Genomic DNA, 24,371 nt, shown 5'->3' on the forward strand with positions numbered 1-24,371 from the left:
GCCAATACTGATCCGGGACGGAGCGGATCAGTATTGGCTGTATTATTGATAGGTATGATTCAAAAAGAAAAGGGCAAGCGTCCCCGGTCCGGCATGTGCACCGATTGTGGCGCCGACCATTTCGATCAGGATATCATCAACACCGAATTTTTCCTTAATCATGCTGGCTAATTTTTGCGCCGTCTCAACATCATCGCCATGACTAATGCCGATTGTCTGGTTCGAAAAATCCGTTCCGCGTTCTTCCATGATTTCGAGCATTCGGTTCAAGACTTTTTTAGACCCGCGTATTTTTTCAAGCGGAACCAATTTGCCACCTTCCACATGAAGAATCGGCTTGATTTTAAGGAATGATCCGACAAATGCAGCCGTTTTACTGACGCGGCCGCCGCGATATAGATATTCAAGGTCATCGACTGTAAAAATATGTTCCATGTGGTTCGCATGGTATGTGGCTGTTTCGATGATTTCTTCAATGCCTGCGCCGTCTTTAGCTAGCTGGGCGGCGCGAAGGATGACAAGCCCATATCCGATGGAGGCGCAGTGTGTATCAACGACATGCAGTTCAGCATCCGGATAAGTTTCTTTCACTTCCTGTTCCATCATTTTCGCCGTCTGGTATGTACCTGAAAGTTCTGAAGAGAAGGCAAGGTACACTAATGGTTGATTTGCTTCAGCATACGATGTAAACATCGTTTTAAAGGCTTGGGGTGATACTTGGGATGTTTTTGGACTTTTCCCTTCACGCATGGCGTCATAGACCTTTTCAGGCTTAATACCAATGCCATCTTTGTATTCCTGATCGTCAAGATGGACCGTTAAGGGTATCATTTCAATGTCATATGTTTTATAATGAGTCTCGGACAAATCACATGCAGAGTCTGCCAGAATTTGAATTGTCATTTTTTCACCTGCGTTCTCTGATAATATTATTTACTTTAGTTTAAAACTATATAAGATAATAGTCAAAAAATAGTGATAAAGTGAAACATCATGCAGTGGGACAGGCTTCCCCACTGCATGATGCAGATCACAAAGAAGTTGCAATTGATGTGGCGGTTTTAGCCGCTGGAAAAGGAGGGGCCTTATGTTTTTAGTCGAGGCAAGAAGAATCATTATCGTCATATTTGGAGCTGTGCTAAATGCTTTGTCGCTGAATTTTTTCCTGATCTCGGCAAATGTCTATGCGAGCGGGTTCACTGGCGCGGCACAGTTGGTTTCCAGTATTTTCAATGACTTTCTGGGAATTGGTTTATCAACAGGTATTATTTTATTCGTGTTAAATATTCCGGTTGCGGTATTAGGCTGGTATAAGGTCGGCAAAGGGTTCACCATTTACAGTGTCATATCGGTTCTTGTTACGACGGCTTTCCTGGAGGTTCTCCCAGTTGTTGAGCTTTCCGGGGATATTATTTTAAATGCTGTGTTTGGGGGCGTTCTTGCCGGCACAGGTGTCGGATTGACGTTAAAGCACGGCGCGTCAACAGGTGGGATGGATATCATTGCCATGGTTTTATCACGGATGAAAGACAGGCCGATTGGCACCTATTTTCTAATCCTGAATGCTGTGATTATCGCCATGGCTGGTATTCTGTATGAACCGGAAAACGCTCTGTATACGCTTTTGACATTGTATGTAACAACACGTGTGATTGATGCGCTCCATACACGCCATGAGAAAGTAACGGCTATGATTATCACACATAAGGCGGAAGAATTGCAAAAAGCGATTCATGACACAATGGTTCGCGGGATTACCATTATTCCGGCAAAAGGAGCTTATACACGGGAAGATAAAAACATGATGTATCTGGTTGTTACCCGTTATGAGCTTTACGACCTGGAACGGATTATTGGGGAAGTGGATCCGAACGCTTTCACGAATATTGTTCAGACAACTGGTATATTTGGCTTCTTCAGGAAGGATTAGACGAGGAGCGGTTTGCTTAGTCATCAGCAGACCGCTAATTTTTTCACTAAAAAGACAGCAACCCCAATTTGCTGTCTTTCCAGTTACTATGTATTTGGATTAATAGCCATATTTTTCAATCACTTCAATGACCCGCGGCTGCAGTTCATCCCACTCCGCGTCAAAGGCTTTATTAACCGTAATGAAATTTTGGTAACCAAATACGTTATCGACACCATTTACGTCCATCAGATCATTTAAAATGTCATGTTCGCTTGTATCTCCGGGCATGACAGAAATACTGCTGTCACCTTCAAAAATAAGGCTGTCAGTTGTAAATTTCAATGCATTTGGGTTTGGCGTAGCTTCAGCTCTTACTCCCATTAATTTTTCCCTCCATCATTATCGATACTTATCTATATTTTAACAGAAAATGAACAGAAGGGAAACACCCTTATCCGGCCTTTCAGATAAGGGTGCTCATGCATATTAGAATCCCGCACTTCATCAATTATTAATGAATGGTGGATCGTTAACATACATTCATTTTTTGTGCGCTAAAGCTTTGAGTGATGCTTGGAGGTTATTGCAATTGGTTTTGTTGCCTTAACTGCTGCTCAAGCTGTTGAAGCTGTTGCTGCTCTTCAGATGATGCCTGGCTTTTGGCAGCCTGAATGGCATTTTGTGCAGCCTGCTGTTCTTGCTGGTTTGCATTGCCTTGAGCGTTCGTTAATTGGTTAACGGCATTTCTGGCACGTTGCATCATATTGTTTTGCTGCTGGGCCATTTTATACCCCTCCTAATGTGTGACTGTCCGTGTCATCCTGATTGCGTTTGCTTTCTGAAAAACGCGATCTGTAGGGAAACACTTCGTCATGTCGTTTAACGGCATCCGCACTATGCTGGCTGAATCGTCTTGACTTGCTTTGTTTTCCCACTGGCAATTCCTCCCTCGGAATACCCTGAACAATGACAGGCGCCCATCGTTCTCATGGAAGTCATCAAAACAAATAAGAAGTGAACGCTTTATGCGCTCACTTCTAGTTTGGTCCGGTACCCACCGAATATGAAAGGAAATTTTTAGAGGCTGTTAAGAGCCTTGTTTGACCACTAAAGGAAAAAAATTTTGGCTATATGAAGCTCATTGTTGCAATAGCCATGTCCAGCTTCGACGTACAGGACGTACTAGTGCCAGCGTTGGCACAGGACGTGCCGAACTTAGCCGGCCAGCGCCTACCCTCTCCAGGTCTTAAGCAATCATTGTACGTGGTAAAACCCGCCACTACAAATGCTTGCTTAAGCTTTTTAGGGGTGAACAAGGTGCCCTATGCTTTTCTTAGATGACTTCGGACTGGAGTTTTAAATAATCATCCAGGAATATGCCGATTCCATCATTTTCGTTCGTGTCTGTCACATGTTTGGCAACTGATTTGAGCTCATCGATCGCATTGCCCATTGCAACACCTACACCTGCGTAATCGAGCATTTCCAGGTCATTATCTTCATCACCGAATGCAATAATTCGCTCATCGGGGATATGATAATAATGCGCAATCTTTTGCAGTCCGACAGCTTTGTTCAGTCCTTTTTTAACAATCTCAATAATATTCCACGGAGCGCCCCATTTGCGATGCTCAACCAGTTCAGCATGGTAATCGTCCAAATGATTTTTTAATGCGACAATGTTGTCTTCTCTCGGGTGAATCAGCAGTGAGGTCGGGTCTTCCTGCAGTTTATTTTTAAGGCTTCCAATCGTAAAAGGTGAATCCTTTCGCGTTGCCTGGAAAATGTCAAGGATTTTTTCGTCATATTGATCCATGTAAACATTGTCCATTACTTCAGCAAGGATGTTTCGGACATTCAGGTCATAACACGCATCAATAATGCCGTGGGCTGTTCTGACAGGCATCGGGTTGTGCAAGACATCCCATTTGTCATCAGTCGGATGGTGGATTAAGGCGCCGTTAAAATTAACCATTGGCGTATCAAGTCCAAGCGTATGGTAATAGTCGATGCTGGCACGATGTGGCCTTCCGGTAGCGATGACGACGATATGCCCTTCATCGATTGCTTTATTCAGGGTTTGTCTGTTGCGCAAGCTGATTTGTTTGTGATCGGTTAATAATGTCCCATCCAAATCCAATGCAATTAGATGCTTTTCTTTCATATATTTTTCACCTCGTCTGCTCTATAGTTTATAAGGGATGGTACGATATGTAAAGGATTCGTTTGCAATTTGCAAAAACTTCATATTATGATGGCAATAGAACAACAATTCACAGGAAAGGAACCTCATTTATGATAGGAATACACCACAAAACGATTGCAGCCATGCCTTGCCTGGTTATTGTCGATCAGTCAAAAGAAAACAAACCCTTGCCAACGGTTACATATTTTCACGGCTTTACCAGTGCCAAAGAACATAATTTGCCACTTGCTTATCTAATGGCAGAGGAAGGTTTTCGGGTCATTCTTCCGGACAGCATGTATCATGGTGAACGCGAAACAGAAATATCCCGCATCAAAAAGCAAATATCATTCTGGGATATCGTGATGCAAAATGTAATGGAACTGAAGGCGATCAGGGAGGAACTGGATTCAGAAAGCCTTATATTGGATGGGCGTTTTGGTATTGCCGGCACCAGCATGGGCGGCATTACAACCGCTGCGGCACTGACACAATACCCATGGATTAAAACAGCTGGTATACTAATGGGGTCACCGAAAATAACGACATATGCCAAAACATTGGTGGATAGTTTCAAGAAGATGGGTAATCTGCCTGTGACCGATGATGTGATTGAGCATCTGTACGTCCAGCTTGAACAGTATGATTTGTCGAATCAGGTCGATAAGCTGAATGAACGTCCAGTCTTGTTCTGGCATGGTGAAAATGACCCGGTGGTGCCGTTTGACCATTCCTATACGTTCTATGAAGATGCCAAACAACATTATACCAACCAAGAACGGATCCGTTTTATCAAAGAAGCAAATCGGGATCATAAAGTGAGCCGATATGCTATACTGGAGACGGTGAAATGGTTTAAAACATATTTATAGGGGCCTGAAAGATGGCTACTTATCATTGTTCTTGTACATACGTTATGAGTGTGACGTAAATCATTTAAAAAAGGGCCTGAATATGTTTAAATAAGATTATAAGCATGAAGGAGGGATTGTCATGGACGAAGCTCTCGAAGAAAATATCCTGGGTGCACTTGAAAATGTCATTGACCCCGAGCTGGGAATCGATATTGTCAATCTTGGACTCGTATATGGCGCGGATCTGGATGATAACGGCATCTGTACCGTTACCATGACGCTGACAGCAATGGGATGTCCGCTCGCGGGTCATATTGAACAGGATGTCAAGCGTGCTCTTTCAGATATTCCGGAAATTGAAGAAACGGAAGTGAGTATTGTCTGGGATCCGCCATGGGGCAAAGAAAATATGTCCCGTTATGCCAAAATTGCACTCGGCATTCCTGACTAATACAGGCACTTACATGGTTGATTCATCTCTTGTGAATCGGCCTTTTTTTATTTTTATATAAGAGTGGAGACATTCTATGCAAATTTGTCAAATTGCCGGTTATAAACATTCAGGGAAAACAACGCTTATGAATCAGCTCGTCCGGTATTTTTCCGAAAAGGGCTTGCAAGTCGGTTCGTTGAAGCATCATGGTCATGGTGGTGAGCCGGAGGGGCTTGAAGGAACAGACAGCCATCAGCACCTTAAGTCCGGTTCGGTCGTCAGTGGTGTGCAGGGTGGAGAGTTGACACAACTTACATTGCAAATGCCTTTTGAATTAGATGAATTAATCAAGTTGTATGGGACATTCCCGCTTGATTTATTGCTGATTGAAGGATATAAGCAAGCCAATTACCGTAAAATTGTTCTGATTAAAAATGAAGCGGACCTATCGCTTTTACGGGAACTTTCGAATATAATAGCAGTAGGAACACGGGATGTGACATTGGTGGAAAATCAAAAATACCCCGTATTCGACTTGAATGATCTCAAGAAAGACATATCAGCGCTTGCAGATTACATAAGAAGGGGTTTCGATGGATAAAAAATTTTGGATAACACAAGAGCCAATTAATCCGAATGACTGTATTGAAAAAGTCGTTCGTCATGAAGCAGGAGCCGTGAACACGTTTATTGGCACTGTACGGGAGTTTACAAAAGGCAAACGGACATTGTTTCTTGAATATCAGGCCTATATTCCAATGGCTGAAAAGAAACTTCTACAGATTGGTGAGGAGATTCGGGAAAAATGGGGGGAAGCCGATACTGCCATTGTGCACCGGATTGGACGGCTCGATATTACGGATGCAGCGGTTGTGATCGCTGTATCGACCCCACATCGACATGACGCGTTTGAAGCAAGCCGTTATGCCATTGAGCGAATTAAAGAAATAGTGCCGATTTGGAAAAAAGAATACTGGGAAGACGGAACCAAGTGGATCGGGGATCAAAAAGAGAACACTTCATATGAAAAGGACATACCTTCTGAGGAGGAGATGCGTGATGGTTGATGTCTTGTTTTTTGCCGAATTGCAGGAAGACGCCGGGAGTGATCAAGTGCGGATAGAGGCTGATGGTCTATCTGTGAACGAGTTGAAAACAAAACTGTTATCATCATATGAACTGACAAATCTGGATCAGGCCATGATTGCCGTTAATGAAGAATATTCCCGTGAAGAAACTGTCTTAAAAAGTGACGATGTTGTGGCGTTTATACCACCGGTGAGCGGAGGTTGAGTTTCCAATTCACAACTAAGCCCCGTTTTTTTGTTGTTTTCACTTTTCACAGATGAGCGGGGCTTGTTTTTTATGGTGTTTGCTGCCTGTTTTTTACAATGAAAACTACTCTAATAAAAACAAAACTGATTTTCATTGACGCAGTACACAAAAGTGGTGTAATATATTCATAATATTTTTAAGAACCTTTCACTTTACTTTCCCCGCTGGATAACAATTCCCGGGAGCTACCATCTTCAGGTTAAAAGGAGGGAGCGCTCACTCCCGAGGACGGATATGGCAAAAATGATTGCGGCAGCAATTGACCCTGTAGTCGTCTATCATCCAACTTTAACCTTTTAAAGCGCAGAAGTGAAATAAAGTGTTCTGACAATTTCGAATAGGGGGAAATGAGATGAAAAACTGGATACAGATTATAACAATTATTGCAGTTTTCAGTTTGCTGGCTGCATGCGGCTCTGATGATGGATCTTCGGAGGAAACGACAGCATCTGAAACATATCAGATAGGCGCTACACAGATTGTGGAACATCCGTCATTGGATCAGGCATATAAAGGATTCCAAGCTGCGTTAGAAGAACAGGGATTAGAAGTGGAATATGATTTTCAAAGCGCACAAAACGACCAAAATAATGTAAAGCCTATTTCTGATAATTTCGTTGCAGATGGTGTTGACTTGATTTTTGCCAATTCCACACCAAGTGCACTTGGTGCTTTGCAGGCAACGGATGAAATTCCGATTCTTTTCACATCTGTAACAGATGCTTCAGGAGCAGGGTTAGTAGAGTCTATGGATGATCCTGGTGCTAATATTACTGGTGTACTTGATCTCCATCCGGATGCCATTAAAAAAACGGTCGAATTTATCGCTGCCAACTTCCCGAAGGCTACTATAGGCACAGTCTATAACGCGGGTGAGCAAAATTCTGTAGCTCAAATAGAGTCTGTCAAGGAAGCGATGGAGGGTACAGGGTTAAGTTTGGCCGAGCGAACAGTTGCGAACGCATCTGAAGTAAAAGATGCAGCAACGACATTGGCTAGTGAAGCAGATGTATTCTATATTATCACCGATAACACAGTTGTATCTGCTTTAGACAGTGTTGTGGGTGTTGCAAATGAGCAGGATATTCCGTTAATGGTCGGTGAGCCCGATTCCCTAAAAGGGGGAGGATTTGCCACCTATGGAATTAATTATCATACCATCGGTTATCGTACTGGAGAAATGGCCGCAGAAATATTAACAGGAGAGAAAACCACAAAAGATATCCCAGTAGAGTATCCACCTGAAATTCAACTTTTTATCAATAAACAGGCTGCTGAAGAACAAGGGGTTGAATGGAATGATTCCTGGGATGAAGATGCGGAATTTGTTGAAACTGAATAGGAAATAGAGATACAACTTCAGAAGCCGGGCAAGATGGCAGTCATAGTCATCTTGCCGTAAGGAGGCAATCATGCTTATATCGTTATTCGGAGCTATTGAATCAGGAATGATTTATGCCATTATGGCACTTGGCGTTTATTTGTCCTTTCGCATCCTGGATTTTCCGGATTTAACAGTTGACGGCAGCTTTGTTACCGGGGCTGCGGTAGCAGCGGTATCCATCGTAAATGGGGTGCCACCGGCCGTTGCATCTGTTCTGGCTGCAGTGGCTGGTTTTATGGCCGGGTGTTTAACAGGCATTCTTCATACGAAAGGAAAAATCAACGCTTTATTAGCAGGAATTATTATGATGACGGCTCTTTATTCAATTAACCTGCGAATAATGGGACAGCCTACACTATCCATGTTAAACGAAACAACTTTGTTTCAGCAGTTGGAATCCTTATGGGCAACAACAGGTATCGATACCTTTTTTAACGGGGCATTAACAGCTATGGGAGCGGATCAGACCCCTTCAACATGGGTCATCATTGCAATTATGATACTAGTAACCCTCAGTATCAAATTGTTAACCGATTATTACTTGAAAACAGAAATTGGTCTGGCGCTGAGAGCGACTGGTAACAATAAAAAAATGATTCGCAGTCTCTCCGCAAATACAGATTTCCTTATTATTAGCGGTATTGGTATATCAAATGCTTTTGTAGCCTTTTCCGGAGGATTAATCGCTCAACATGGCGGTTTTGCCGATGTGAATATGGGTATCGGAATGATTATAATTGGTCTGGCATCTGTTATTATTGGGGAATCAATATTTGGCGTCAAAACAATTGCAAGAGCCACGTTAGCTGTTATTGGCGGTGCCATTATTTACCGAATCTTTGTGACCATGGCGCTTCGTGCTGATTTCTTGGAGACAGGCGATATGAAACTAATCACAGCAACACTTGTCGTAATAGCCCTGATTGCCCCGAAAATGGTTCAGGCGCGAAATGAGAAAAAAAGACGAATGAAGAAAAAGACTGAATTACTGCAGCAGAAAGCAAGCGAGGTGTAAAAATGCTCTGGTTACAGGATGTCTCTATTACCTTTAACGAAAATACACCGGATGAAAAACGGGCATTGCAGGCGATTAACCTTGAACTGCCCAAAGGAGAGTTTGTGACAGTTATCGGAAGTAACGGAGCGGGGAAATCCACGCTGATGAATGTCATTTCCGGCAGTCTGGAACCTGATGTCGGAAGTATCGTCGTAAATGACAGAGAGGTCGCCAGTCTTCCCGAATATAAACGATCCCATTTTATCGGCCGTGTATTTCAGGATCCCATGGCTGGAACGGCACCCTCCATGACGATTGAAGAAAATTTGGCGATGGCTTATGCAAGGAATAAAAAAAGAAAGCTAAAACCAGGCGTAACCAAAAACCGAAGACAGATGTTCAAAGAATACCTGGCTACATTGAATTTAGGACTTGAAAATCGCTTGAAGGCAAAGGTAGGTCTTCTTTCTGGCGGTGAACGTCAGGCTCTTTCTTTGTTGATGGCCACTTTTACCGAACCTGATATTTTGCTTCTGGACGAACATACGGCTGCATTGGATCCTTCAAGAGCTGAATTGATTATTAATATTACCCGGGATGTCGTGGATAAATCTGGACTTACTACGCTTATGGTTACACATAATATGCAACAGGCGTTGGATCTGGGGGACAGATTATTTATGATGGATAAAGGGGAAATTATTTTGGATGTTGAACAAGAAGAAAAGCAGAAGCTGACTATTGAAAATTTGATGCAGGAATTTCAGAAGAAACGCGGAAGTGATTTTGAAAGCGACCGGGCGATATTGGGCTGATTGGCGTCAATTTTCGCTGGAATATCTTTATACTCCGAAGGATGGCGAAAACAGCCGAAGAAGGAATATGTCATTTCTCTCTTCGGTGGTTGGACTCATCCAAAACCAAGCATCTCTTGACGCGGTCACTCGTTTGCCAGGCGTCCATGCCTATTGCCATCAGCACGACTCATGCCAAGTCCCGGGTTGAAGACTTCAGATAAGGCAATGCCAACTTCTTTGTCAAGTGCATGATTGTTGTTCCCTCAGTAGGGGGTATATCGATATCAGCAAAAGACAAAGTAGCCCCACATGATCATATTCAACAAAAAAGACCACTCCTCAGGGTGGTCCGTTCCCTTAGAACAACTCATCTTCCAGCCCATCGATATCCAGTACGACCGTACCGGACTTGTCAGTGGCTACCAGGTTGTATTTTTTTAGCTGGGTCAGTGTGCGGCTGACGGTCTCCCGGCTTGAGCCGATCATATTGGCGAGCTCGCGATTGGTGAATTGGGTTGTCAGCTTGACCATGCCATCACGCGTCCGTTTTCCGTATCCTTTCGAAAGGCGCAATAGTAGCATAATAATTTGTTCGTATGTGTTATGAAGAATTTTTTCCTCCAGCCGGCTCTGCAAATCGACAATAATATCCCCGAGTACACGAAACAGCTTTACACAGATTTCAGGGTGGTTAACCAGAAAGATTTCGAATGATTCGATTGGAATATAAATCAATACAGCGTCTTCCGATACTTCGGCATGTGCGGGGTAATTGTCTTTCCTGAAAAACCCCTGATGCGGAAACATATCGCCAGGCTGCAGTATGTTTACAATCTGTTCCCTGCCATGAAAGTCGGTTTTATAGATTTTTATTTTTCCCTGGTGAATAAAATAAACGTTCGTTAATGGATCGCCCTGCATGAATATGTGGGTGCCATGCCTGTACATTCGGTGTTTTGCCAGACCGATAATCGGCTCCATTTCATAGTCGGTCAGATCTTTGAATAGTGGAATATTTTGGAGCAACTGCTGTATAGTATCGGTATTCATTGGATTCCCTCCATTTTAAGGGTGGCTTTTATTCAGTTATGTGATGGTCAATTTCATCCTATCATATTCCAAAGGTGTCTTCTGCTTTTAAGTTTGAACGTTTTGTGATCAAGTGATGAATATCATACATAGATGATGTCCTTCGTCACAACCTTATGGCCTGTCGGGGTATAAGATGGAATTGGTCAATAAGAAAAATATTTATGGAGGGGTTTATAATGAATGATACACAATTTACGGCAAAAATACATGCACCAAACTATGATCCAAGAAATCGACATCCAAAGATCTTTGAAGTATTTGATGGATTGAAATCGGGTGAATTTATACAGTTGTCCAATGATCACGATCCAAAACCGCTTCATTATCAATTGAAGGCTGAACGGAAAGGATCTTTTACATGGGAATATCTGGAACAGGGACCACCAATGTGGCGCATCGCCATCGGAAAAAAATAAATAGCCGCTGCCTCTGGATGTCGCCCCAGAGGTTTGTATAGTAATATCTGCAATCGTTGAGGAGGGGTCTTTATATTTCCAAAAGACTACCATAAAAATCCGTTTATCGTTATTTGGGAACTGACACGTGCCTGTGAATTAAAATGTCTGCACTGCAGAGCAGAAGCCCAATATCACCGACATCCACTGGAATTGACATTTGAAGAGGGAAAGAAATTGATCGATGACATTTACGCCATGGATAATCCGATGCTCGTCTTTACTGGCGGGGATCCACTGATGCGGCCGGATGTGTTCGATATTGCAGAGTATGCGGTGCAGAAAGGTGTGCGGGTTTCCATGACACCATCTGCTACACCGAATGTGACGAAAGAAGCGATGCGGCAGGCAAAAGATGTTGGGTTATCGAGGTGGGCTTTTTCCATTGATGGTCACTGCAAAGAGGTTCATGATCATTTCCGCGGGACGTCAGGTTCGTTCGATTTGACGATGAATGCGATTAAGTATTTACATGAATTGGAAATGCCATTGCAAATTAATACGGTTATTTCCAGATATAATGTGGACTACCTTGATGAAATGGCTGAAATGGTCAAGGATCTGAACTGTGTGCTCTGGAGTGTGTTTTTCCTTGTACCAACTGGACGTGGAAAAGAAAGCGACATGATTTCACCGGCAGAACATGAACGCGTACTGCGCTGGCTGTATAAACTTTCCAAACGTGTGCCGTTTGATATTAAAACAACGGCAGCACAGCATTATCGCCGTGTTGTTATCCAGGGTAAAATACGTGAGAACCAGCACACCGATGAGATGATTCGGTATGAAGATGCTTTGATGAGCGGAAAAACTGGCCAGATCGATGGGCTGGGGCGCGCACCTAAAGGCGTCAATGACGGGAATGGTTTTGTATTCATCTCGCATACGGGTGATGTTTTCCCGAGCGGTCTTTTACCAATCAAAGTTGGCAATGTACGCCAGACACCACTTCCAACCATTTATCGAGAGTCGGAAGTATTCCAGAACTTGCGGAACCCGGATAACTATAAAGGCAAGTGTGGTGTCTGCGAATTCCGGCATGTTTGTGGTGGCTCAAGATCGCGTGCATATAATGTGACAGGGGACTATATGGAAAGCGAACCATATTGTGTTTATATTCCCAAAGCCTGGCGGGAAGAGCATAGACGTGAATATCGACAAAAAGCTTCTAACTGATCAAGGTTAGAAGCTTTTTTTTACGATTCAATTGTTCAAAAGAATGCATACGATCTTTGATTGGACGGGAGAGAGACTGAGCACTGCCGCTACCAACTTGAATATCCGGATAGTTATTTTCATTTAAATGAAACCATGAAAAATCCCTCCACAGATCGGCTACCCCTCGAAAGGAACCATGAAGCACCTGATACTTTAAGCCGTTTTTTCTAAATCCTGCTGCTTTTTAATCTTCGCGATTGAGATAAACTACGACGTAAGTGCTGTGTTGATTTCCGTTCCGGGCAGTCGCTTTCCACTCAACTATTAACTTACCGTCGCAGTTAATGGATTTTGGTTAAAAACAACCCTTTATAAAATAGTGTATGGAAGCATGTTCTGTCGCATTTTAAAGAAACAAGATAACAAGAAGCCCGATGGCAAAGCAGTAATAAGCAAAATACTTCAGGTTGCCCCGTGCCATAACATTTATAAACCATCGTAATGAATAATAAGTCGCGATGATTGACGCTGCAAACGCCAGGATTGCTGGAATTGCCACAGCACTGAATTCACTGTCGCCGCCGACAAGGTCGCCAGCTGATAACATGGTAACACCAAGGCTGACCGGTATATACAGCAGGAAAGAGAACCGGAGAGCTGTTTCGGTTTTCATACCAACCAGCATGGCCGCGACAATAGTGGCCCCTGAGCGGCTAATGCCGGGCACAAGTGCAACCGATTGGGCCAGTCCAACGATAATAGCATCACGGACCGTAATCCCGCCATCACTCTTCTTGCCGCGCAGATTCCGGATAATCCATAAAGCGGCACCAGTAATCAAAAGTGTCACCCCAACAACGGCCACACCGCTCAGTTTACTTTCAATATAATCCTCAAACAAGAGACCGATAATCCCGGTCGGAATCGTTGCAACCACCAAAAATAGGACAAATTGAAAATCACTTTTCGCATCGTCAGCCCGTGTCGTTATGTATCGTATCGTGTTTTCCACAAGACTATAAATATCTTTCCGGTAGATAATCAGAACTGCCAATAATGAGCCGAAATTGACCATGATTTCAAACGAAAGCCCATCAATTCCAACATTAAAAAGTTTTCCTACGATGACCAGATGTCCGCTGGATGATATCGGAATCGGCTCCGTGAATCCTTGGAGTAGTCCAAGGACAATATATTTGATTAGCAGCCAAAATGCTTCAATGGTTTCCATAAAACATTCACCTCAATTGATTGAATTTCCGGTGCCAGACATGTCACCAACCCATGGGCATATGAATAGGCTGGTTGGTGAGGAGGTTGAAAATATGAACTACAATCATCAACATATGTATGAATTGTGTAAACAGCATATGCATTCGTATGTACTTGCTGAAATGAATGATGGTACACAAGTTGACGGCATTATCACAGGGCTTGATAACGAATGCGTCTATATGGCTGCACCGTTCGGGCAGGATAACCATATGCCCGGGCATCATCATCATCAGTCCCACGATTGCTGCCAGGATCCACACAGATTTGGCGGGTTCGGTTACGGGTATCCTGGTTATGGATACGGCTATGGACATGGCGGGTATCCTGGTTATGGCCGCCCCAGAAGATTCAATCGCCTGGTGCTTCCATTGGCAGCGTTGACTGCACTAAGCGTTCTGCCCTGGTACTAAAAAAACATTCCCGCATGACGGCGTTTCGTCATCGAAACACTTGCAAACACGAAACCCTTGCCATCATTACCTTGAAGGCAAGGGTTGATTCATACGCAGCTATCATCATTCAAACGACCGGAATCATGTCACCGGTATTGCTTACTGATCACTTTCACCTTTCAATACGCCTTCACCCAGCACATATACGGCAAGTGTAATGACGAGTGCTGCTGCTAATGTACTTCCAATTTCAAACGTATTACCTGCCATGCTGATTAATACATATGAAACAACACAACTAATTAAAAATGCCCAAAAAAGTGGCCAAAAGAACCGCATGTTAAAATACACCTCATTTTTATAATACTGCTTATTTTTTCGATTCGCTTATAGTGTGTTCAAGATTGATTGATGAACGCTTACTTCTTCAGTTTAGCAAATCCTTCCGAAAAATTAAAGGATTTGTTTTAACGTCAGGAAAGGATTGATTTTTCGCATGCGTGATATGATGAAGAACGACACCGTGACATAATTTTTTGAGTAACAGGAGGGTGAATCACAATGGTTGTCTTTGTGGAAAATTGCTTTCATTGGATTGGTTTTCATATAATGAATGATTTGCTTGATAACGGTTTTCAAGTTGATGGAATGGACAGTCTTGACACGGACAAGAAGGAGCATTTGTCTATGTTTGTCGGCCGGAACCAGCTCTTCCGTCATGTATCTGCTTCTGAGCGAAATAACGCGTACGATATTTCACTCAAGATTGAGGATGATGCGTTGATATTGGAAAAAGAAAATTTGGTCACCATTCACCTGCCTCTTGTCTTCGGGGAATGGATGCCGATGAATCAGGAGGGCGTATATGATCAGGATGATTTTATCCCGTTTGATTCTGAGCGATTCTTAACAGAGGCTGTCTACGTGGGCGATGTATTGAAAAGCCTGCAACAGTGGTTTGCTACATCTGATCTTCCCCCGATATTGGAAGTCAGGTCGTTTCATGAGCGGCAAACAGGACAAAGAAAACTTGAGAATGCCGTTTATATACGAAACAATAGGCCTATACAAGAAGAGATCAATCGAGTGAAGAAACACTATAATACGTATCAGAAATTTTATCAGTAATCTCCCAAATACGGGACCTATCTTGCCGGACTGTCCTGTTCGCTTTGGGGTTGCAGGATGTAACGGGCGCTGTCATGAAAATGTAATGATTGTGTTCGTTTACGGAATGTTTGATAATCGTTACAATATTTGTACATGCTCATTAACTTCCGGAAATGGAGTGGAAACGTGAAAAAGTTATCGATCATCATACTGGCAGCTTTCATTCTTATCTTACCCGGCTGCAGCAGCTATTTTGATTCAGGAAATTTACAAAATGCCGGGATGCTGGTGGAAACATCCATTCATGATCAGCCGTGGGATAAAAAAGGCTATGAAGGGCTGCTTGCCATCGAGGAACAATTTAATATCGATGTTTACTATAAAGAAGGTATTCAAACAGAGCAAGATGTCCGAAAAGCTGTTGACGAACTTGTAGATGATGGGGTGAATCTGATATTTGGACATAGCGCTGCATATGGCCAATTTTTCGAAGAGCTTTCAAAAGTGTATCCGGAAGTGCACTTTGTTTATTTTAATGGTGGGCAATTTACCGAAAATGTGACAAGTTTGAATTTTAACGCCCATGGCATGGGATTCTTTGCGGGGATGCTTGCGGGGGACATGACCGAAACCAATCATGTAGGTATTATTGGTGCGTTTGAATGGCAACCGGAAATTGAGGGGTTTTTTGAAGGAGTTGCGTATCAGAATCCGGAAGCAAAAGTGCATTTTAAATATGTAAATGATTGGAATGGCCAGGAAAAAGCCATGGAAATGTATGAAACCATCCGGGGTGAAGAGGTTGATGTGGTATATCCGACCGGCAATGTTTACAGTGCATCGGTCATAGAACAGGCAAACAAGGATGGAATATATGCAATTGGTTATATAACCGATCAATCGGAAATAGCTGAAAAAACTGTTTTGACAAGTACCGTCCAGCACGTTGAAAAACTTTACACTCGTGCAGCAGAAAAGTTCAATGAGGATAACCTGCGTGGAGGTGTGTTAACATTCGATTTCCAGGATGATGTAATAACGCTTGGAGAATTTAGCCCGGAGGTTCCGGAAAACGTTCAGGAAAAAATAAATAAAGAGGTACAAGCCTATAAAGATACTGGATTGCTGCCAAATGAACGGCAGGAAGAGTAAGTCATACTTGCACAATGACAGGTGATGCATTAAAATTAGGACCAAGTCATAATAATTGCTTATAACAATTGATTTTAAGGAGATGGATGATATGAGCGTCGGACTGTTAGGTACCGGGCATTACGTTCCGTCCAATGTTGTTTCCAATAAAGATCTCGAGAAAATAGTGGATACAAATGATGAATGGATCAGAACGCGAACAGGGATTGAAGAAAGGCGCATCGCTGACAATGATATGGAAACGTCGGATATGGCCTTTTATGCTGCCGGGAATGCCCTGAAGGAAGCAAACATGAAGGCAGAGGACCTTGACATGATTCTTGTTGCAACCGTTACACCTGACACACCTTTTCCATCTGTCGCATGTATGCTTCAGGACCGGCTGGGAGCAGGGAATGTTGCCGCGATGGATGTCAGTGCGGCATGCTCCGGTTTTATGTATGGGATGATTACTGCCAAACAATTTATCGAAACCAATGCCTATCAAACGGTTTTGGTGGTTGGTGTTGAAAAGCTTTCAAAAATTACCGACTGGACCGATCGGAGTACTTGTGTTCTGTTCGGTGATGGGGCAGGAGCAGCTGTTGTCGGGCCTGTTTCAGAAGGTAAAGGCATCCTGTCGTTTGAACTGGGAGCTGATGGCTCAGGCGGGAAAGAACTGTACCAGGATAAGTTGACCGATTATTTGTTTATGAACGGCCGGGAAGTGTTCAAGTTTGCTGTCAGAGTAATGCCGGAATCATCGTTAAATGTTGTCGAGAAGGCCGGGTACAATAAAGAAGATGTGGATTATTTAATTCCGCACCAGGCAAATATCCGCATTATGGAAGCCGCCCGCGAACGATTGGGGATTGCCAAAGAAAAGATGGCAGATTCGGTCAAAAGGTATGGCAATACATCGTCAGCATCTATTCCAATTGCTTTATCAGAAGCCGTTAATAGTGGTAAAATAAAAGATAATGATTTACTCGTTCTGGTTGGATTTGGCGGAGGATTGACGTGGGGCGCCATTGCCTTGCGCTGGGGCCTTTAATGATTTCAAAAGTCTATAGGAGGAGCAGCATATGGAAAGAAAAAGAGTAGTCGTTACCGGACTTGGAACCATATCCCCTAATGGTAATGATGTAGGAACTATGTGGGAGAATGTCGTGAGCGGGAATAGCGCCATTGATGTGATCACCCGGATTGATCACAGTGAATTGCCGGCCTCTGCAGCTGCTGAGGTGAAAGATTTTGACCCGACATATTTTATGCAAAAAAAAGATGCCAGGAAGATGGATTTATTTACACAATACGCAGTCGCCGCAGCTCGAATGGCTGTTGATGACGCCGATCTGACGATTGATGAGGATAATGCCACTCGTGTCGGTGTCTGGGTCGGCTCCGGGATCGGCGGCATGGGAACGCTGGAAGACCAGCATACGAAACTGATGGAAAAAGGTCCGCGGCGGATCAGTCCGTTTTTCGTGCCTATGATGATTCCGGACATGGCAGCAGGGCAGGTATCCATTCAACTTGGTGCTAAGGGAATCAATTCCTGTACAACAACTGCTTGTGCGTCTGGCGCCAACTCAATCGGTGACGCGTACAAAGCGATTGAGCGTGGGGATGCCGACTATATGATTGCCGGTGGAACAGAAGCGCCTATCACACAGCTGGCATTTGCCGGGTTCTCGTCCATGAAAGCATTATCGACCAACGAGGATCCGAAAAAAGCAAGCCGCCCTTTCGACAAAGACCGTGATGGCTTTGTCATGGGAGAAGGTGCAGGCATTTTGGTGCTGGAGACACTGGAGTCAGCTATCGAGCGCGGGGCTCATATTTATAGTGAGATCATCGGCTATGCCGCAACAGGTGACGCTTATCATATTACAGCTCCGGCAGAAAATGGAGAAGGCGCCGCACGGGCTATGCAGCAGGCAGTTGACGATGCCGGTATTTCACCTGAAGAGATTGATTATATCAATGCTCATGGAACAAGTACAGAACTGAATGATAAGTATGAAACACAGGCCGTTAAGGACGTTTTCGGTGACCATGCCAGGAATTTGGCTGTCACCTCAACAAAAGGTGTAACCGGCCACTTGCTCGGAGCTTCCGGGGGTGTGGAATCGGTCATTTCTGTTAAAGCGATTGATGATGGCATTATTCCACCAACGATGAACTACGAGACACCTGATCCGGACTGTGATCTCGATTATGTGCCAAATGAAGCTAGAAAGCAGGACATCCAAGTTGTTATGAGTAATTCACTCGGATTTGGTGGTCACAACGCCACATTGATTTTTAAAAAATATTCGTAAGATAAGAAGCTGACTGCTGCGGTAGTTAGCTTTTTTAAAGAAAAAAAAGTATAAAATTTTGGCTATATGAAGCTCTTTGTCAACAATAGCCATGTCCAGCGCCTGTCCCCCTGGAGGTCTTAAGCAATATTTTACGTGGCAAAAACCGCTACTACAAATTCTTGCTTAAGCTTTCGGGGATAAACAAGGCGCTCTGCGTTTTTCTTAGTTTGTTGCGAAAATATGAAAAACATGAGAAGAGTGCAATCTTTTCGCTGTCGGGGGAAATCTTGCTTTTTTGAAAGGGAAACACCATTCATGAATACCATTTTCATGCATAAGATGAACTAAAGGAACTGGACAAGCATGGTGGACAAGCGGTCAGGTCTAAGTCCTTGTTCATTGATGAGGCGGTGTGAAGGTTGGTACTATTAATTCTCTTTTTGATCGGGTTTGGACTTGCTGTATCTGGCGGTGTAACCATCATCGCCTATATGAACTTTTTACCTGTCGGCGTCTCTTGGGCGGATTACTTTATTTTCTTAGCCGGCCGGCCTGAAAGTTATTTTCTTCCGATTGGCATTTTACTGATGTCGATTGTACTCTTCCGTTATCCAAACAACCTCTAATTTTTTTGGCGAATCGAATAATTTTTTCCAGGATGGTCATAATGTATTTTAAGTACGGGTTCGAAAGGCTGGTCAAATTGCAGGGGAATACCGGTGATTTGAATCCTTTTGAATACCCTTAAATGATTCATTTAAAGTGAGGGTTGTTTATGTTATATTTACACGATGTCTGGGTAAATTGGTTTGAGGGTGAAGAAAATGGTTATAGTGTCTGCTATTTTCATGAATGGCGGAAAAATGATGGGATTGAACTGCTTGATCAGGTGCCATTATTATACATAACGGAAGATCTTTACGATTACATTGAAAATGATATGCATGATTTGCCGGAAGCGATGATGGACCAAATTTACAGACGTGCGTATATACGAAAAGGTCAGGAACGTACGAGTGTTGATTTTGCAGCCGTTGTGACAGATGGGAATGACATGATTGCATTTGATTCAATTGGTTATCAGATACCCGTAAGGAAAAGCCGGCTAATCCCAAGGCAGGAGCAGCTTGTATTTGATATGATCAAAACGACCAAACCGGAATCGTTTCATTTTGATGGAAGAGAAATAGAAAAAGAGTACCATATGCTGTCGATGGAGCCGGAACTTGTCCACGGTTTGACAAGGCGGGAACGTCAGTTGAAACAACTCATGATGATTGCGCTTGATCAGCTGCGGACGGTCAATAATCCTGAAGAAATCCGGTATTGGCTGACAGAATGGGATCCAAAACAGTATCCTTATATACGCTACATGGATAAGGAGATTGTTTGGGATACGTTATACGAGGCTGTCAGGCATGGCTGGAGTCACTCACAAGAGGAATTATGCGCCAAAATGATTAAAGGCCAGCCATTTCTTGAAAAGATGTGGGAAGCTGAGCAGGCGCCGAAACAAAACACACATCAAAATTAAGTTGAATGGGCAGAATACTAAAATTTAACGTTACACGAAAAAAGGGCAGACCCAATTCAATTGCGGGTCCGCCCTTTTTGTTAGCGTTTTTTCTTCACACGGCCAAGTCCCATTGCCTTTTTTGCTTTTTTGAGCATTTTACCTGCTTCAAAGGAAGCGTTGTCCGATCCCCGATCCAAAATATCATCCAGTGCCTCGGAGTCGATTAATTCATTGTAACGGTCCTGGATCGGTTTCAGGACATCAATGACTGCATTGGCCGTGGCTTGTTTGAATTCGCCGTAGCCTTTTCCTGCAAATGTTGCTTCTAAATCTTCAATTGATTCTCCGGAACAGCTGGCGTAAATTGTCAGCAGATTGGAAACGCCCGGTTTGTTTTCCTTATCAAATTTCACAATGCCCTCAGAGTCCGTTACAGCACTTTTGATTTTCTTTTCGATCTTTTTTGGTTCATCCAACATTGAAATAAATGCTTTTTCATTTTCATCCGATTTGCTCATTTTTTTGGTCGGCTCCTGCAGGGACATGATCCGCGCACCGACTTTCGGGATACTGACTTCCGGGATGGTGAAAATATCATTGAATTTGTTATTGAATCGCTCCGCCAGATGACGCGTCAGTTCCAGGTGCTGTTTCTGATCTTCGCCGACCGGAACGACCTCTGTTTTATAGAGCAGAATATCAGATGCCATCAGCGGGGGATAAGTTAATAATGCTGAGGAAACAGTTTCCTTCCCGGCTGATTTATCCTTGAACTGCGTCATCCGCTCCAGCTCGCCGATGTAGCTAATGGACTGCAGCATCCAGCTCAGTTGTGTATGTGCCGGGACTTCAGATTGAATGAACAGTGTTGATTTTTCCGGATCAATCCCGGATGCGAGATACAACGCTGCCAGTGAGCGGATATTGCTGCGAAGTTTCAGCCGGTCCTGGGGCACGGTAATCGCATGTTCGTCCACTATACAAAAATAGCAGTCATTCTCCTCCTGAAGCTCTACGAAATGCTGAATTGCTCCCAAATAGTTCCCGATCGTCAATGTTCCGCTAGGCTGAATTCCTGAAAATATGGTTTGCATCATGGTCACTCCTCGATTATTCTTACCAGCAAAAAAAGCGCAGGGCGCCTTGTTCACCCCCGAAAAGCTTAAGCAAGTATTTGTAATGGCGGGTTTTGCCACGTAAAATGATTGCTTAAGACCTCGAGGGGGGGTTAGGCGCTGAAACTGGACATGGCTATTGCTGACAAAGAGCTTCATATAGCCAAAAATTTTATACATTCTTATCTTTTAAAAAAAGATCCATTTATCCCTCTTGCAAAGGGACGAATGAACCGCGGTGCCACCCTGTTTATCCCGCTCTGTTTGGCGGAATCACTCATTATAAAAAGCTCCAAAGTCCAATTCCAATTGACCATGGTGCTTGTTTTCACCAGCCACAAGCTCTCTGAAATCCAGTAGGCCATTGTACTGCGTCTTTTTCATAGCTAACGATATGGATTTTTCATCATTATATATAGTCCCATGTTGAAATGCAAGCGGTAAGTTTCGTAAAACGAAGTGATGATGTGTTGTCACGATGAAAAAGAGGGGGAATCAGGGGTAAAATCATCAATAGAAGTGTTCTCATTAAAAATAGTCCTCCCTGAATATTGGAAGGACTTAAGGTTTAGAGCATAAGATTATAGGTTCTTACTCGAAATAAGACCACCGACGAGTACCTACTTTTGTAAAATTGCTTAAAAGAATACTTCTGATTCGCTGCTTGGATAGCACGACCTGGCACCAGTCATAAATAATATTCGTTGTAATCTTTTCGTCCGGAAAGAGAATCCTGAACTCTTTAACATTTCTTAGAACGGCATCAGTAACTGGCTCGGCATGCCCACATCCCCGGCAAACAGATCTTCTTTTTTCAACAGCCACGGAAAACGATTGGCATTTCGGACAGATTATTCCCTTTCGCAGCTGGCTGTATTCATAAGTTGGGATTTTTTTATATTGAGAGTCTGATTGATGCAGGGACAGCAGTTGATCTGCAAGTTCTTTATGCTTTTTAGTTAATTTTGATGGCAATGCATTCAGATCACTTAGATGTCTCCTAACCTGGGTCGGGTAAATAATAGGCTGATCAAGGGGTGCTTGATATAAGGTGAATGTCGGGTTAATGAAAACAACGGAGCCGTCAATTGGAAGCGTAAAACCATGATTGAGGAGCAGCTGCCGCAACAGGGATTCGCTCCTGCCCAATTGGTGGAGTGGATTCATAATCTCCAAATTTGGTCTTTTAAAAAGTTTGTCGGAAGCGTAATAATAATCGCCTTCATGGTTTTTAACTTCATAAAAGCAGATTTTCTTTTGTGCAATAATCAGGGAGTCAACTTGGAATGTTGTGTTTGTTAGCTCCAGCAGCAAATCATTTAATATCAAGCATTCACACTGTAGTTTTTCGGTTAAGGCGTCAAATTGCTTTTCGCCTTCATAACCTTTTTTCAAACTTTTATAGTGAAGCTTATCCTTGCTGTTCAGTTTCATACGGGTGTTTAATAGTTCCATGGTGGCTAATTCGGCAGGCTTCGTGCGGGGTTTATAAATCACAGCATCATCCACTCCTTTTTATAAAATTTGAATCTATTATATACCAAAATCGTTCAACGTTCATCAAAAAAAGCGAGATTACTCGGATTAAAATATCCCACTCAATGTTTTGCATCATCCATGAAGGGACATTCAGGGAAGCTTATGACCAAAAAGGTGTGGCTGTCCTGTCGGTGCCGGACGATGTATTTCTGGAATCGATTAAGCAGAAACCGTTAAGATCAACCACGATTCCAAACTACCATGTTTATCCGGATGAAGAGGATATGAATCAGGCTGTTTCACTCTTACAGCAATCCAGAAAACCGGTCATTCTGGCAGGTAAAGGCGCGCTTGAGGCAAGAGACGCTTTGGTTTCGTTTGCTGACAAAATAGCCGCACCTGTCGTTATGTCATTGCGGGGAAAGGGCGTGCTGCCTGATGAGCACAGGCTGAATCTCGGCAACCTGGGGCAAATAGGAACAAAGCCAGCATATGAAGCAATGGGCGAGACAGATTTATTGATTTTAGCCGGTACATCCTTCCCGTATCGTGAATTTTTGCCGAACGATGTACCCGCCATTCAGATCGACCTGAATCCCGATCAAATTGGAAAATGGTATCCTGTCCGTCTTGGACTGACAGGTACCCTAGAGGAAACCCTGCTGCATCTTAATAAACAATTGCCCTATCAGGAAAGCCGTGAATTTTTGAAGGCATGTCAGAAAAACATGGAAAACTGGTGGGGACATATTAATAAAATTGTTAATGCAGACCATGAAAAACTACAGGGAGCGCATGTCATCAATGGACTGCATGATGTTATGGATGATGATGCGATATTATCAGTCGATGTCGGGAATGTCACAACCTGGACGGCAAGGTTTCTTCGGCTCACGAACCAACAATTTGTCATATCGAGCTGGCTTGCGACCATGGGCTGCGGTTTGCCTGGAGCGATCGCTGCTCAATTAGCGAACCGGACAAACAAGTGATTGCCATCTGTGGGGATGGCGGTTTTTCAATGGTGATGCAGGACTTCATGACGGCTGTTAAATATAAGCTGCCAATTAACGTTATTATATTCAATAATGAAAAAATCGGCATGATTAAATATGAACAAGAGGAAATTGGAAATATCCCTTATGAAACGGATCTGCAGCCTTTTAACTATGCAAATTTTGCTAATAACTGCGGCGGCGAAGGCTATAATGCTACCAGCACCCAAGAATTACGTGATGCACTGCGTTCGGCTGAAAGCAGCGACGTACCAACGATCATTGACGCACAAATAGAAGACAGTGCGCCGTTGCCGGGGAAAATTGAATGGACTCAGGCTGTAGGCTATTCGAAACATTTGTGGAAAAAATTGATCGAAAACGAGGGAGATATGGACATGCCGTCTTTAAGGACGGTACTTAAACGATTATTCTGAAACGTAACAGACA

The 24,371-nt window shown here is 43.3% G+C and carries 28 protein-coding genes, 1 pseudogene and 1 other annotated feature; of the genes and pseudogenes, 19 read left to right on the forward strand and 10 right to left on the reverse strand.

Annotated features, from left to right (window positions below):
* Positions 1-42 precede the first annotated feature (42 nt).
* Complete coding sequence (locus E4U82_RS06375) at positions 43-903, reverse strand: DegV family protein (protein WP_135109266.1); 861 nt, start codon at positions 901-903, stop codon at positions 43-45.
* 184 nt (positions 904-1,087) lie between these two features.
* On the opposite strand from E4U82_RS06375, the gene E4U82_RS06380 reads away from it, so the two are divergent.
* Positions 1,088-1,930 (forward strand): YitT family protein, encoded by an 843-nt coding sequence (locus E4U82_RS06380; protein WP_135109267.1) that lies wholly within the window; start codon positions 1,088-1,090, stop codon positions 1,928-1,930.
* A 99-nt stretch (positions 1,931-2,029) separates the two neighbouring features.
* Here the strand turns inward: E4U82_RS06380 and E4U82_RS06385 are convergent, their stop codons facing one another.
* From E4U82_RS06385 to E4U82_RS06395, 4 genes are all read right to left on the reverse strand, one after another.
* The gene (locus tag E4U82_RS06385) at positions 2,030-2,293 is read right to left on the reverse strand and encodes a NifU N-terminal domain-containing protein (RefSeq protein WP_135109268.1); all 264 of its coding nucleotides are present in this window, start codon (positions 2,291-2,293) and stop codon (positions 2,030-2,032) included.
* Positions 2,294-2,492: 199 nt separating this feature from the next.
* Positions 2,493-2,696 (reverse strand): DUF3813 family protein, encoded by a 204-nt coding sequence (locus tag E4U82_RS06390; protein WP_135109270.1) that lies wholly within the window; start codon positions 2,694-2,696, stop codon positions 2,493-2,495.
* Between the two features lies 1 nt (position 2,697).
* A complete protein-coding gene (locus tag E4U82_RS19815; RefSeq protein ID WP_167751343.1) occupies positions 2,698-2,847 on the reverse strand; it encodes a hypothetical protein in 150 nt (49 codons plus the stop codon).
* A 398-nt stretch (positions 2,848-3,245) separates the two neighbouring features.
* Positions 3,246-4,076, reverse strand: a complete 831-nt coding sequence (locus tag E4U82_RS06395; RefSeq protein WP_135109271.1) for a Cof-type HAD-IIB family hydrolase — start codon at positions 4,074-4,076, stop codon at positions 3,246-3,248.
* 131 nt (positions 4,077-4,207) lie between these two features.
* On the opposite strand from E4U82_RS06395, the gene E4U82_RS06400 reads away from it, so the two are divergent.
* The 8 genes from E4U82_RS06400 to E4U82_RS06435 all read left to right on the forward strand — a co-directional run bounded on the left by E4U82_RS06400 (position 4,208) and on the right by E4U82_RS06435 (position 9,915).
* A complete protein-coding gene (locus tag E4U82_RS06400) occupies positions 4,208-4,969 on the forward strand; it encodes an alpha/beta fold hydrolase (protein WP_135109273.1) in 762 nt (253 codons plus the stop codon).
* A 121-nt stretch (positions 4,970-5,090) separates the two neighbouring features.
* Positions 5,091-5,402 (forward strand): metal-sulfur cluster assembly factor, encoded by a 312-nt coding sequence (locus E4U82_RS06405; protein WP_135109275.1) that lies wholly within the window; start codon positions 5,091-5,093, stop codon positions 5,400-5,402.
* A gap of 76 nt (positions 5,403-5,478) precedes the next feature.
* Positions 5,479-5,985, forward strand: a complete 507-nt coding sequence (mobB, locus tag E4U82_RS06410) for a molybdopterin-guanine dinucleotide biosynthesis protein B (protein WP_135109277.1) — start codon at positions 5,479-5,481, stop codon at positions 5,983-5,985.
* A complete protein-coding gene (locus E4U82_RS06415; protein ID WP_135109278.1) occupies positions 5,978-6,451 on the forward strand; it encodes a molybdenum cofactor biosynthesis protein MoaE in 474 nt (157 codons plus the stop codon). Before mobB ends, E4U82_RS06415 begins: the two co-directional genes overlap by 8 nt.
* A complete protein-coding gene (gene moaD, locus E4U82_RS06420; protein WP_135109417.1) occupies positions 6,444-6,677 on the forward strand; it encodes a molybdopterin converting factor subunit 1 in 234 nt (77 codons plus the stop codon). Before E4U82_RS06415 ends, moaD begins: the two co-directional genes overlap by 8 nt.
* A gap of 394 nt (positions 6,678-7,071) precedes the next feature.
* Positions 7,072-8,061, forward strand: a complete 990-nt coding sequence (locus tag E4U82_RS06425) for an ABC transporter substrate-binding protein (protein WP_135109280.1) — start codon at positions 7,072-7,074, stop codon at positions 8,059-8,061.
* Positions 8,062-8,131: 70 nt separating this feature from the next.
* Positions 8,132-9,118: an ABC transporter permease gene (locus E4U82_RS06430; protein WP_135109281.1), complete on the forward strand. Its 987-nt coding sequence runs from the start codon at positions 8,132-8,134 to the stop codon at positions 9,116-9,118.
* 2 nt (positions 9,119-9,120) lie between these two features.
* Positions 9,121-9,915, forward strand: a complete 795-nt coding sequence (locus E4U82_RS06435; RefSeq protein WP_135109283.1) for an ABC transporter ATP-binding protein — start codon at positions 9,121-9,123, stop codon at positions 9,913-9,915.
* Positions 9,916-10,254: 339 nt separating this feature from the next.
* Here the strand turns inward: E4U82_RS06435 and E4U82_RS06440 are convergent, their stop codons facing one another.
* A complete protein-coding gene (locus tag E4U82_RS06440) occupies positions 10,255-10,947 on the reverse strand; it encodes a Crp/Fnr family transcriptional regulator (RefSeq protein WP_135109285.1) in 693 nt (230 codons plus the stop codon).
* Positions 10,948-11,165: 218 nt separating this feature from the next.
* Here E4U82_RS06440 and E4U82_RS06445 point away from each other — a divergent pair, with 218 nt between their 5' ends.
* Positions 11,166-11,405: a DUF2249 domain-containing protein gene (locus tag E4U82_RS06445; RefSeq protein WP_135109287.1), complete on the forward strand. Its 240-nt coding sequence runs from the start codon at positions 11,166-11,168 to the stop codon at positions 11,403-11,405.
* 72 nt (positions 11,406-11,477) lie between these two features.
* Positions 11,478-12,620, forward strand: coding sequence for a TIGR04053 family radical SAM/SPASM domain-containing protein (locus tag E4U82_RS06450; protein WP_135109289.1), 1,143 nt, complete (start codon positions 11,478-11,480; stop codon positions 12,618-12,620).
* A gap of 388 nt (positions 12,621-13,008) precedes the next feature.
* Here E4U82_RS06450 and E4U82_RS06455 read toward each other — a convergent pair whose 3' ends face one another.
* A complete protein-coding gene (locus E4U82_RS06455; protein WP_135109419.1) occupies positions 13,009-13,824 on the reverse strand; it encodes an undecaprenyl-diphosphate phosphatase in 816 nt (271 codons plus the stop codon).
* Between the two features lie 103 nt (positions 13,825-13,927).
* Here E4U82_RS06455 and E4U82_RS06460 point away from each other — a divergent pair, with 103 nt between their 5' ends.
* Positions 13,928-14,287, forward strand: coding sequence for a hypothetical protein (locus E4U82_RS06460; protein ID WP_135109291.1), 360 nt, complete (start codon positions 13,928-13,930; stop codon positions 14,285-14,287).
* Positions 14,288-14,428: 141 nt separating this feature from the next.
* Here E4U82_RS06460 and E4U82_RS06465 read toward each other — a convergent pair whose 3' ends face one another.
* Positions 14,429-14,608 (reverse strand): DUF2929 family protein, encoded by a 180-nt coding sequence (locus tag E4U82_RS06465; RefSeq protein WP_135109293.1) that lies wholly within the window; start codon positions 14,606-14,608, stop codon positions 14,429-14,431.
* 222 nt (positions 14,609-14,830) lie between these two features.
* On the opposite strand from E4U82_RS06465, the gene E4U82_RS06470 reads away from it, so the two are divergent.
* From E4U82_RS06470 to E4U82_RS06495, 6 genes are all read left to right on the forward strand, one after another.
* Positions 14,831-15,397, forward strand: coding sequence for a hypothetical protein (locus tag E4U82_RS06470; protein WP_135109295.1), 567 nt, complete (start codon positions 14,831-14,833; stop codon positions 15,395-15,397).
* Between the two features lie 168 nt (positions 15,398-15,565).
* A complete protein-coding gene (locus tag E4U82_RS06475; protein ID WP_135109296.1) occupies positions 15,566-16,531 on the forward strand; it encodes a BMP family ABC transporter substrate-binding protein in 966 nt (321 codons plus the stop codon).
* Positions 16,532-16,622: 91 nt separating this feature from the next.
* Positions 16,623-17,564: a beta-ketoacyl-ACP synthase III gene (locus tag E4U82_RS06480; protein ID WP_135109297.1), complete on the forward strand. Its 942-nt coding sequence runs from the start codon at positions 16,623-16,625 to the stop codon at positions 17,562-17,564.
* 31 nt (positions 17,565-17,595) lie between these two features.
* Complete coding sequence (gene fabF / locus E4U82_RS06485) at positions 17,596-18,834, forward strand: beta-ketoacyl-ACP synthase II (RefSeq protein WP_135109299.1); 1,239 nt, start codon at positions 17,596-17,598, stop codon at positions 18,832-18,834.
* Positions 18,835-19,235: 401 nt separating this feature from the next.
* On the forward strand, positions 19,236-19,442 hold the full coding sequence (locus E4U82_RS06490) for a YuzI family membrane protein (RefSeq protein WP_135109301.1): 207 nt from the start codon (positions 19,236-19,238) through the stop codon (positions 19,440-19,442).
* Between the two features lie 149 nt (positions 19,443-19,591).
* Positions 19,592-20,350 carry a YjbA family protein gene (locus E4U82_RS06495; RefSeq protein ID WP_135109303.1) on the forward strand — a complete coding sequence of 253 codons (759 nt, stop codon included), beginning with the start codon at positions 19,592-19,594 and terminating at the stop codon, positions 20,348-20,350.
* An 80-nt stretch (positions 20,351-20,430) separates the two neighbouring features.
* Here the strand turns inward: E4U82_RS06495 and trpS are convergent, their stop codons facing one another.
* Together trpS and E4U82_RS06510 are read right to left on the reverse strand one after the other, a co-directional pair.
* Positions 20,431-21,426 carry a tryptophan--tRNA ligase gene (gene trpS, locus E4U82_RS06500; RefSeq protein ID WP_135109304.1) on the reverse strand — a complete coding sequence of 332 codons (996 nt, stop codon included), beginning with the start codon at positions 21,424-21,426 and terminating at the stop codon, positions 20,431-20,433.
* 238 nt (positions 21,427-21,664) lie between these two features.
* Positions 21,665-21,840: a binding site (T-box leader), on the reverse strand.
* Between the two features lie 198 nt (positions 21,841-22,038).
* Positions 22,039-22,944, reverse strand: a complete 906-nt coding sequence (locus E4U82_RS06510) for a nuclease-related domain-containing protein (RefSeq protein ID WP_135109308.1) — start codon at positions 22,942-22,944, stop codon at positions 22,039-22,041.
* 266 nt (positions 22,945-23,210) lie between these two features.
* Here E4U82_RS06510 and E4U82_RS06515 point away from each other — a divergent pair.
* Positions 23,211-24,358, forward strand: a pseudogene (locus E4U82_RS06515) (thiamine pyrophosphate-dependent enzyme).
* Positions 24,359-24,371 lie beyond the last annotated feature (13 nt).

Source organism: Lentibacillus salicampi, assembly GCF_004565465.1.
GTDB classification, from domain to species: domain Bacteria; phylum Bacillota; class Bacilli; order Bacillales; family Amphibacillaceae; genus Lentibacillus; species Lentibacillus salicampi.

Excerpts from the sequence above, each read along its gene's own strand:
- E4U82_RS06375 (WP_135109266.1), bottom strand. The coding sequence starts at position 903 with ATGACAATTCAAATTCTGGCAGACTCTGCATGTGATTTGTCCGAGACT.
- E4U82_RS06380 (WP_135109267.1), top strand. The coding sequence starts at position 1,088 with ATGTTTTTAGTCGAGGCAAGAAGAATCATTATCGTCATATTTGGAGCT.
- E4U82_RS06385 (WP_135109268.1), bottom strand. The coding sequence starts at position 2,293 with ATGGGAGTAAGAGCTGAAGCTACGCCAAACCCAAATGCATTGAAATTT.
- E4U82_RS06390 (WP_135109270.1), bottom strand. The coding sequence starts at position 2,696 with ATGGCCCAGCAGCAAAACAATATGATGCAACGTGCCAGAAATGCCGTT.
- E4U82_RS06395 (WP_135109271.1), bottom strand. The coding sequence starts at position 4,076 with ATGAAAGAAAAGCATCTAATTGCATTGGATTTGGATGGGACATTATTA.
- E4U82_RS06400 (WP_135109273.1), top strand. The coding sequence starts at position 4,208 with ATGATAGGAATACACCACAAAACGATTGCAGCCATGCCTTGCCTGGTT.
- E4U82_RS06405 (WP_135109275.1), top strand. The coding sequence starts at position 5,091 with ATGGACGAAGCTCTCGAAGAAAATATCCTGGGTGCACTTGAAAATGTC.
- mobB (WP_135109277.1), top strand. The coding sequence starts at position 5,479 with ATGCAAATTTGTCAAATTGCCGGTTATAAACATTCAGGGAAAACAACG.
- E4U82_RS06415 (WP_135109278.1), top strand. The coding sequence starts at position 5,978 with ATGGATAAAAAATTTTGGATAACACAAGAGCCAATTAATCCGAATGAC.
- moaD (WP_135109417.1), top strand. The coding sequence starts at position 6,444 with ATGGTTGATGTCTTGTTTTTTGCCGAATTGCAGGAAGACGCCGGGAGT.
- E4U82_RS06425 (WP_135109280.1), top strand. The coding sequence starts at position 7,072 with ATGAAAAACTGGATACAGATTATAACAATTATTGCAGTTTTCAGTTTG.
- E4U82_RS06430 (WP_135109281.1), top strand. The coding sequence starts at position 8,132 with ATGCTTATATCGTTATTCGGAGCTATTGAATCAGGAATGATTTATGCC.
- E4U82_RS06435 (WP_135109283.1), top strand. The coding sequence starts at position 9,121 with ATGCTCTGGTTACAGGATGTCTCTATTACCTTTAACGAAAATACACCG.
- E4U82_RS06440 (WP_135109285.1), bottom strand. The coding sequence starts at position 10,947 with ATGAATACCGATACTATACAGCAGTTGCTCCAAAATATTCCACTATTC.
- E4U82_RS06445 (WP_135109287.1), top strand. The coding sequence starts at position 11,166 with ATGAATGATACACAATTTACGGCAAAAATACATGCACCAAACTATGAT.
- E4U82_RS06460 (WP_135109291.1), top strand. The coding sequence starts at position 13,928 with ATGAACTACAATCATCAACATATGTATGAATTGTGTAAACAGCATATG.
- E4U82_RS06465 (WP_135109293.1), bottom strand. The coding sequence starts at position 14,608 with ATGCGGTTCTTTTGGCCACTTTTTTGGGCATTTTTAATTAGTTGTGTT.
- E4U82_RS06470 (WP_135109295.1), top strand. The coding sequence starts at position 14,831 with ATGGTTGTCTTTGTGGAAAATTGCTTTCATTGGATTGGTTTTCATATA.
- E4U82_RS06480 (WP_135109297.1), top strand. The coding sequence starts at position 16,623 with ATGAGCGTCGGACTGTTAGGTACCGGGCATTACGTTCCGTCCAATGTT.
- fabF (WP_135109299.1), top strand. The coding sequence starts at position 17,596 with ATGGAAAGAAAAAGAGTAGTCGTTACCGGACTTGGAACCATATCCCCT.
- E4U82_RS06495 (WP_135109303.1), top strand. The coding sequence starts at position 19,592 with ATGTTATATTTACACGATGTCTGGGTAAATTGGTTTGAGGGTGAAGAA.
- trpS (WP_135109304.1), bottom strand. The coding sequence starts at position 21,426 with ATGCAAACCATATTTTCAGGAATTCAGCCTAGCGGAACATTGACGATC.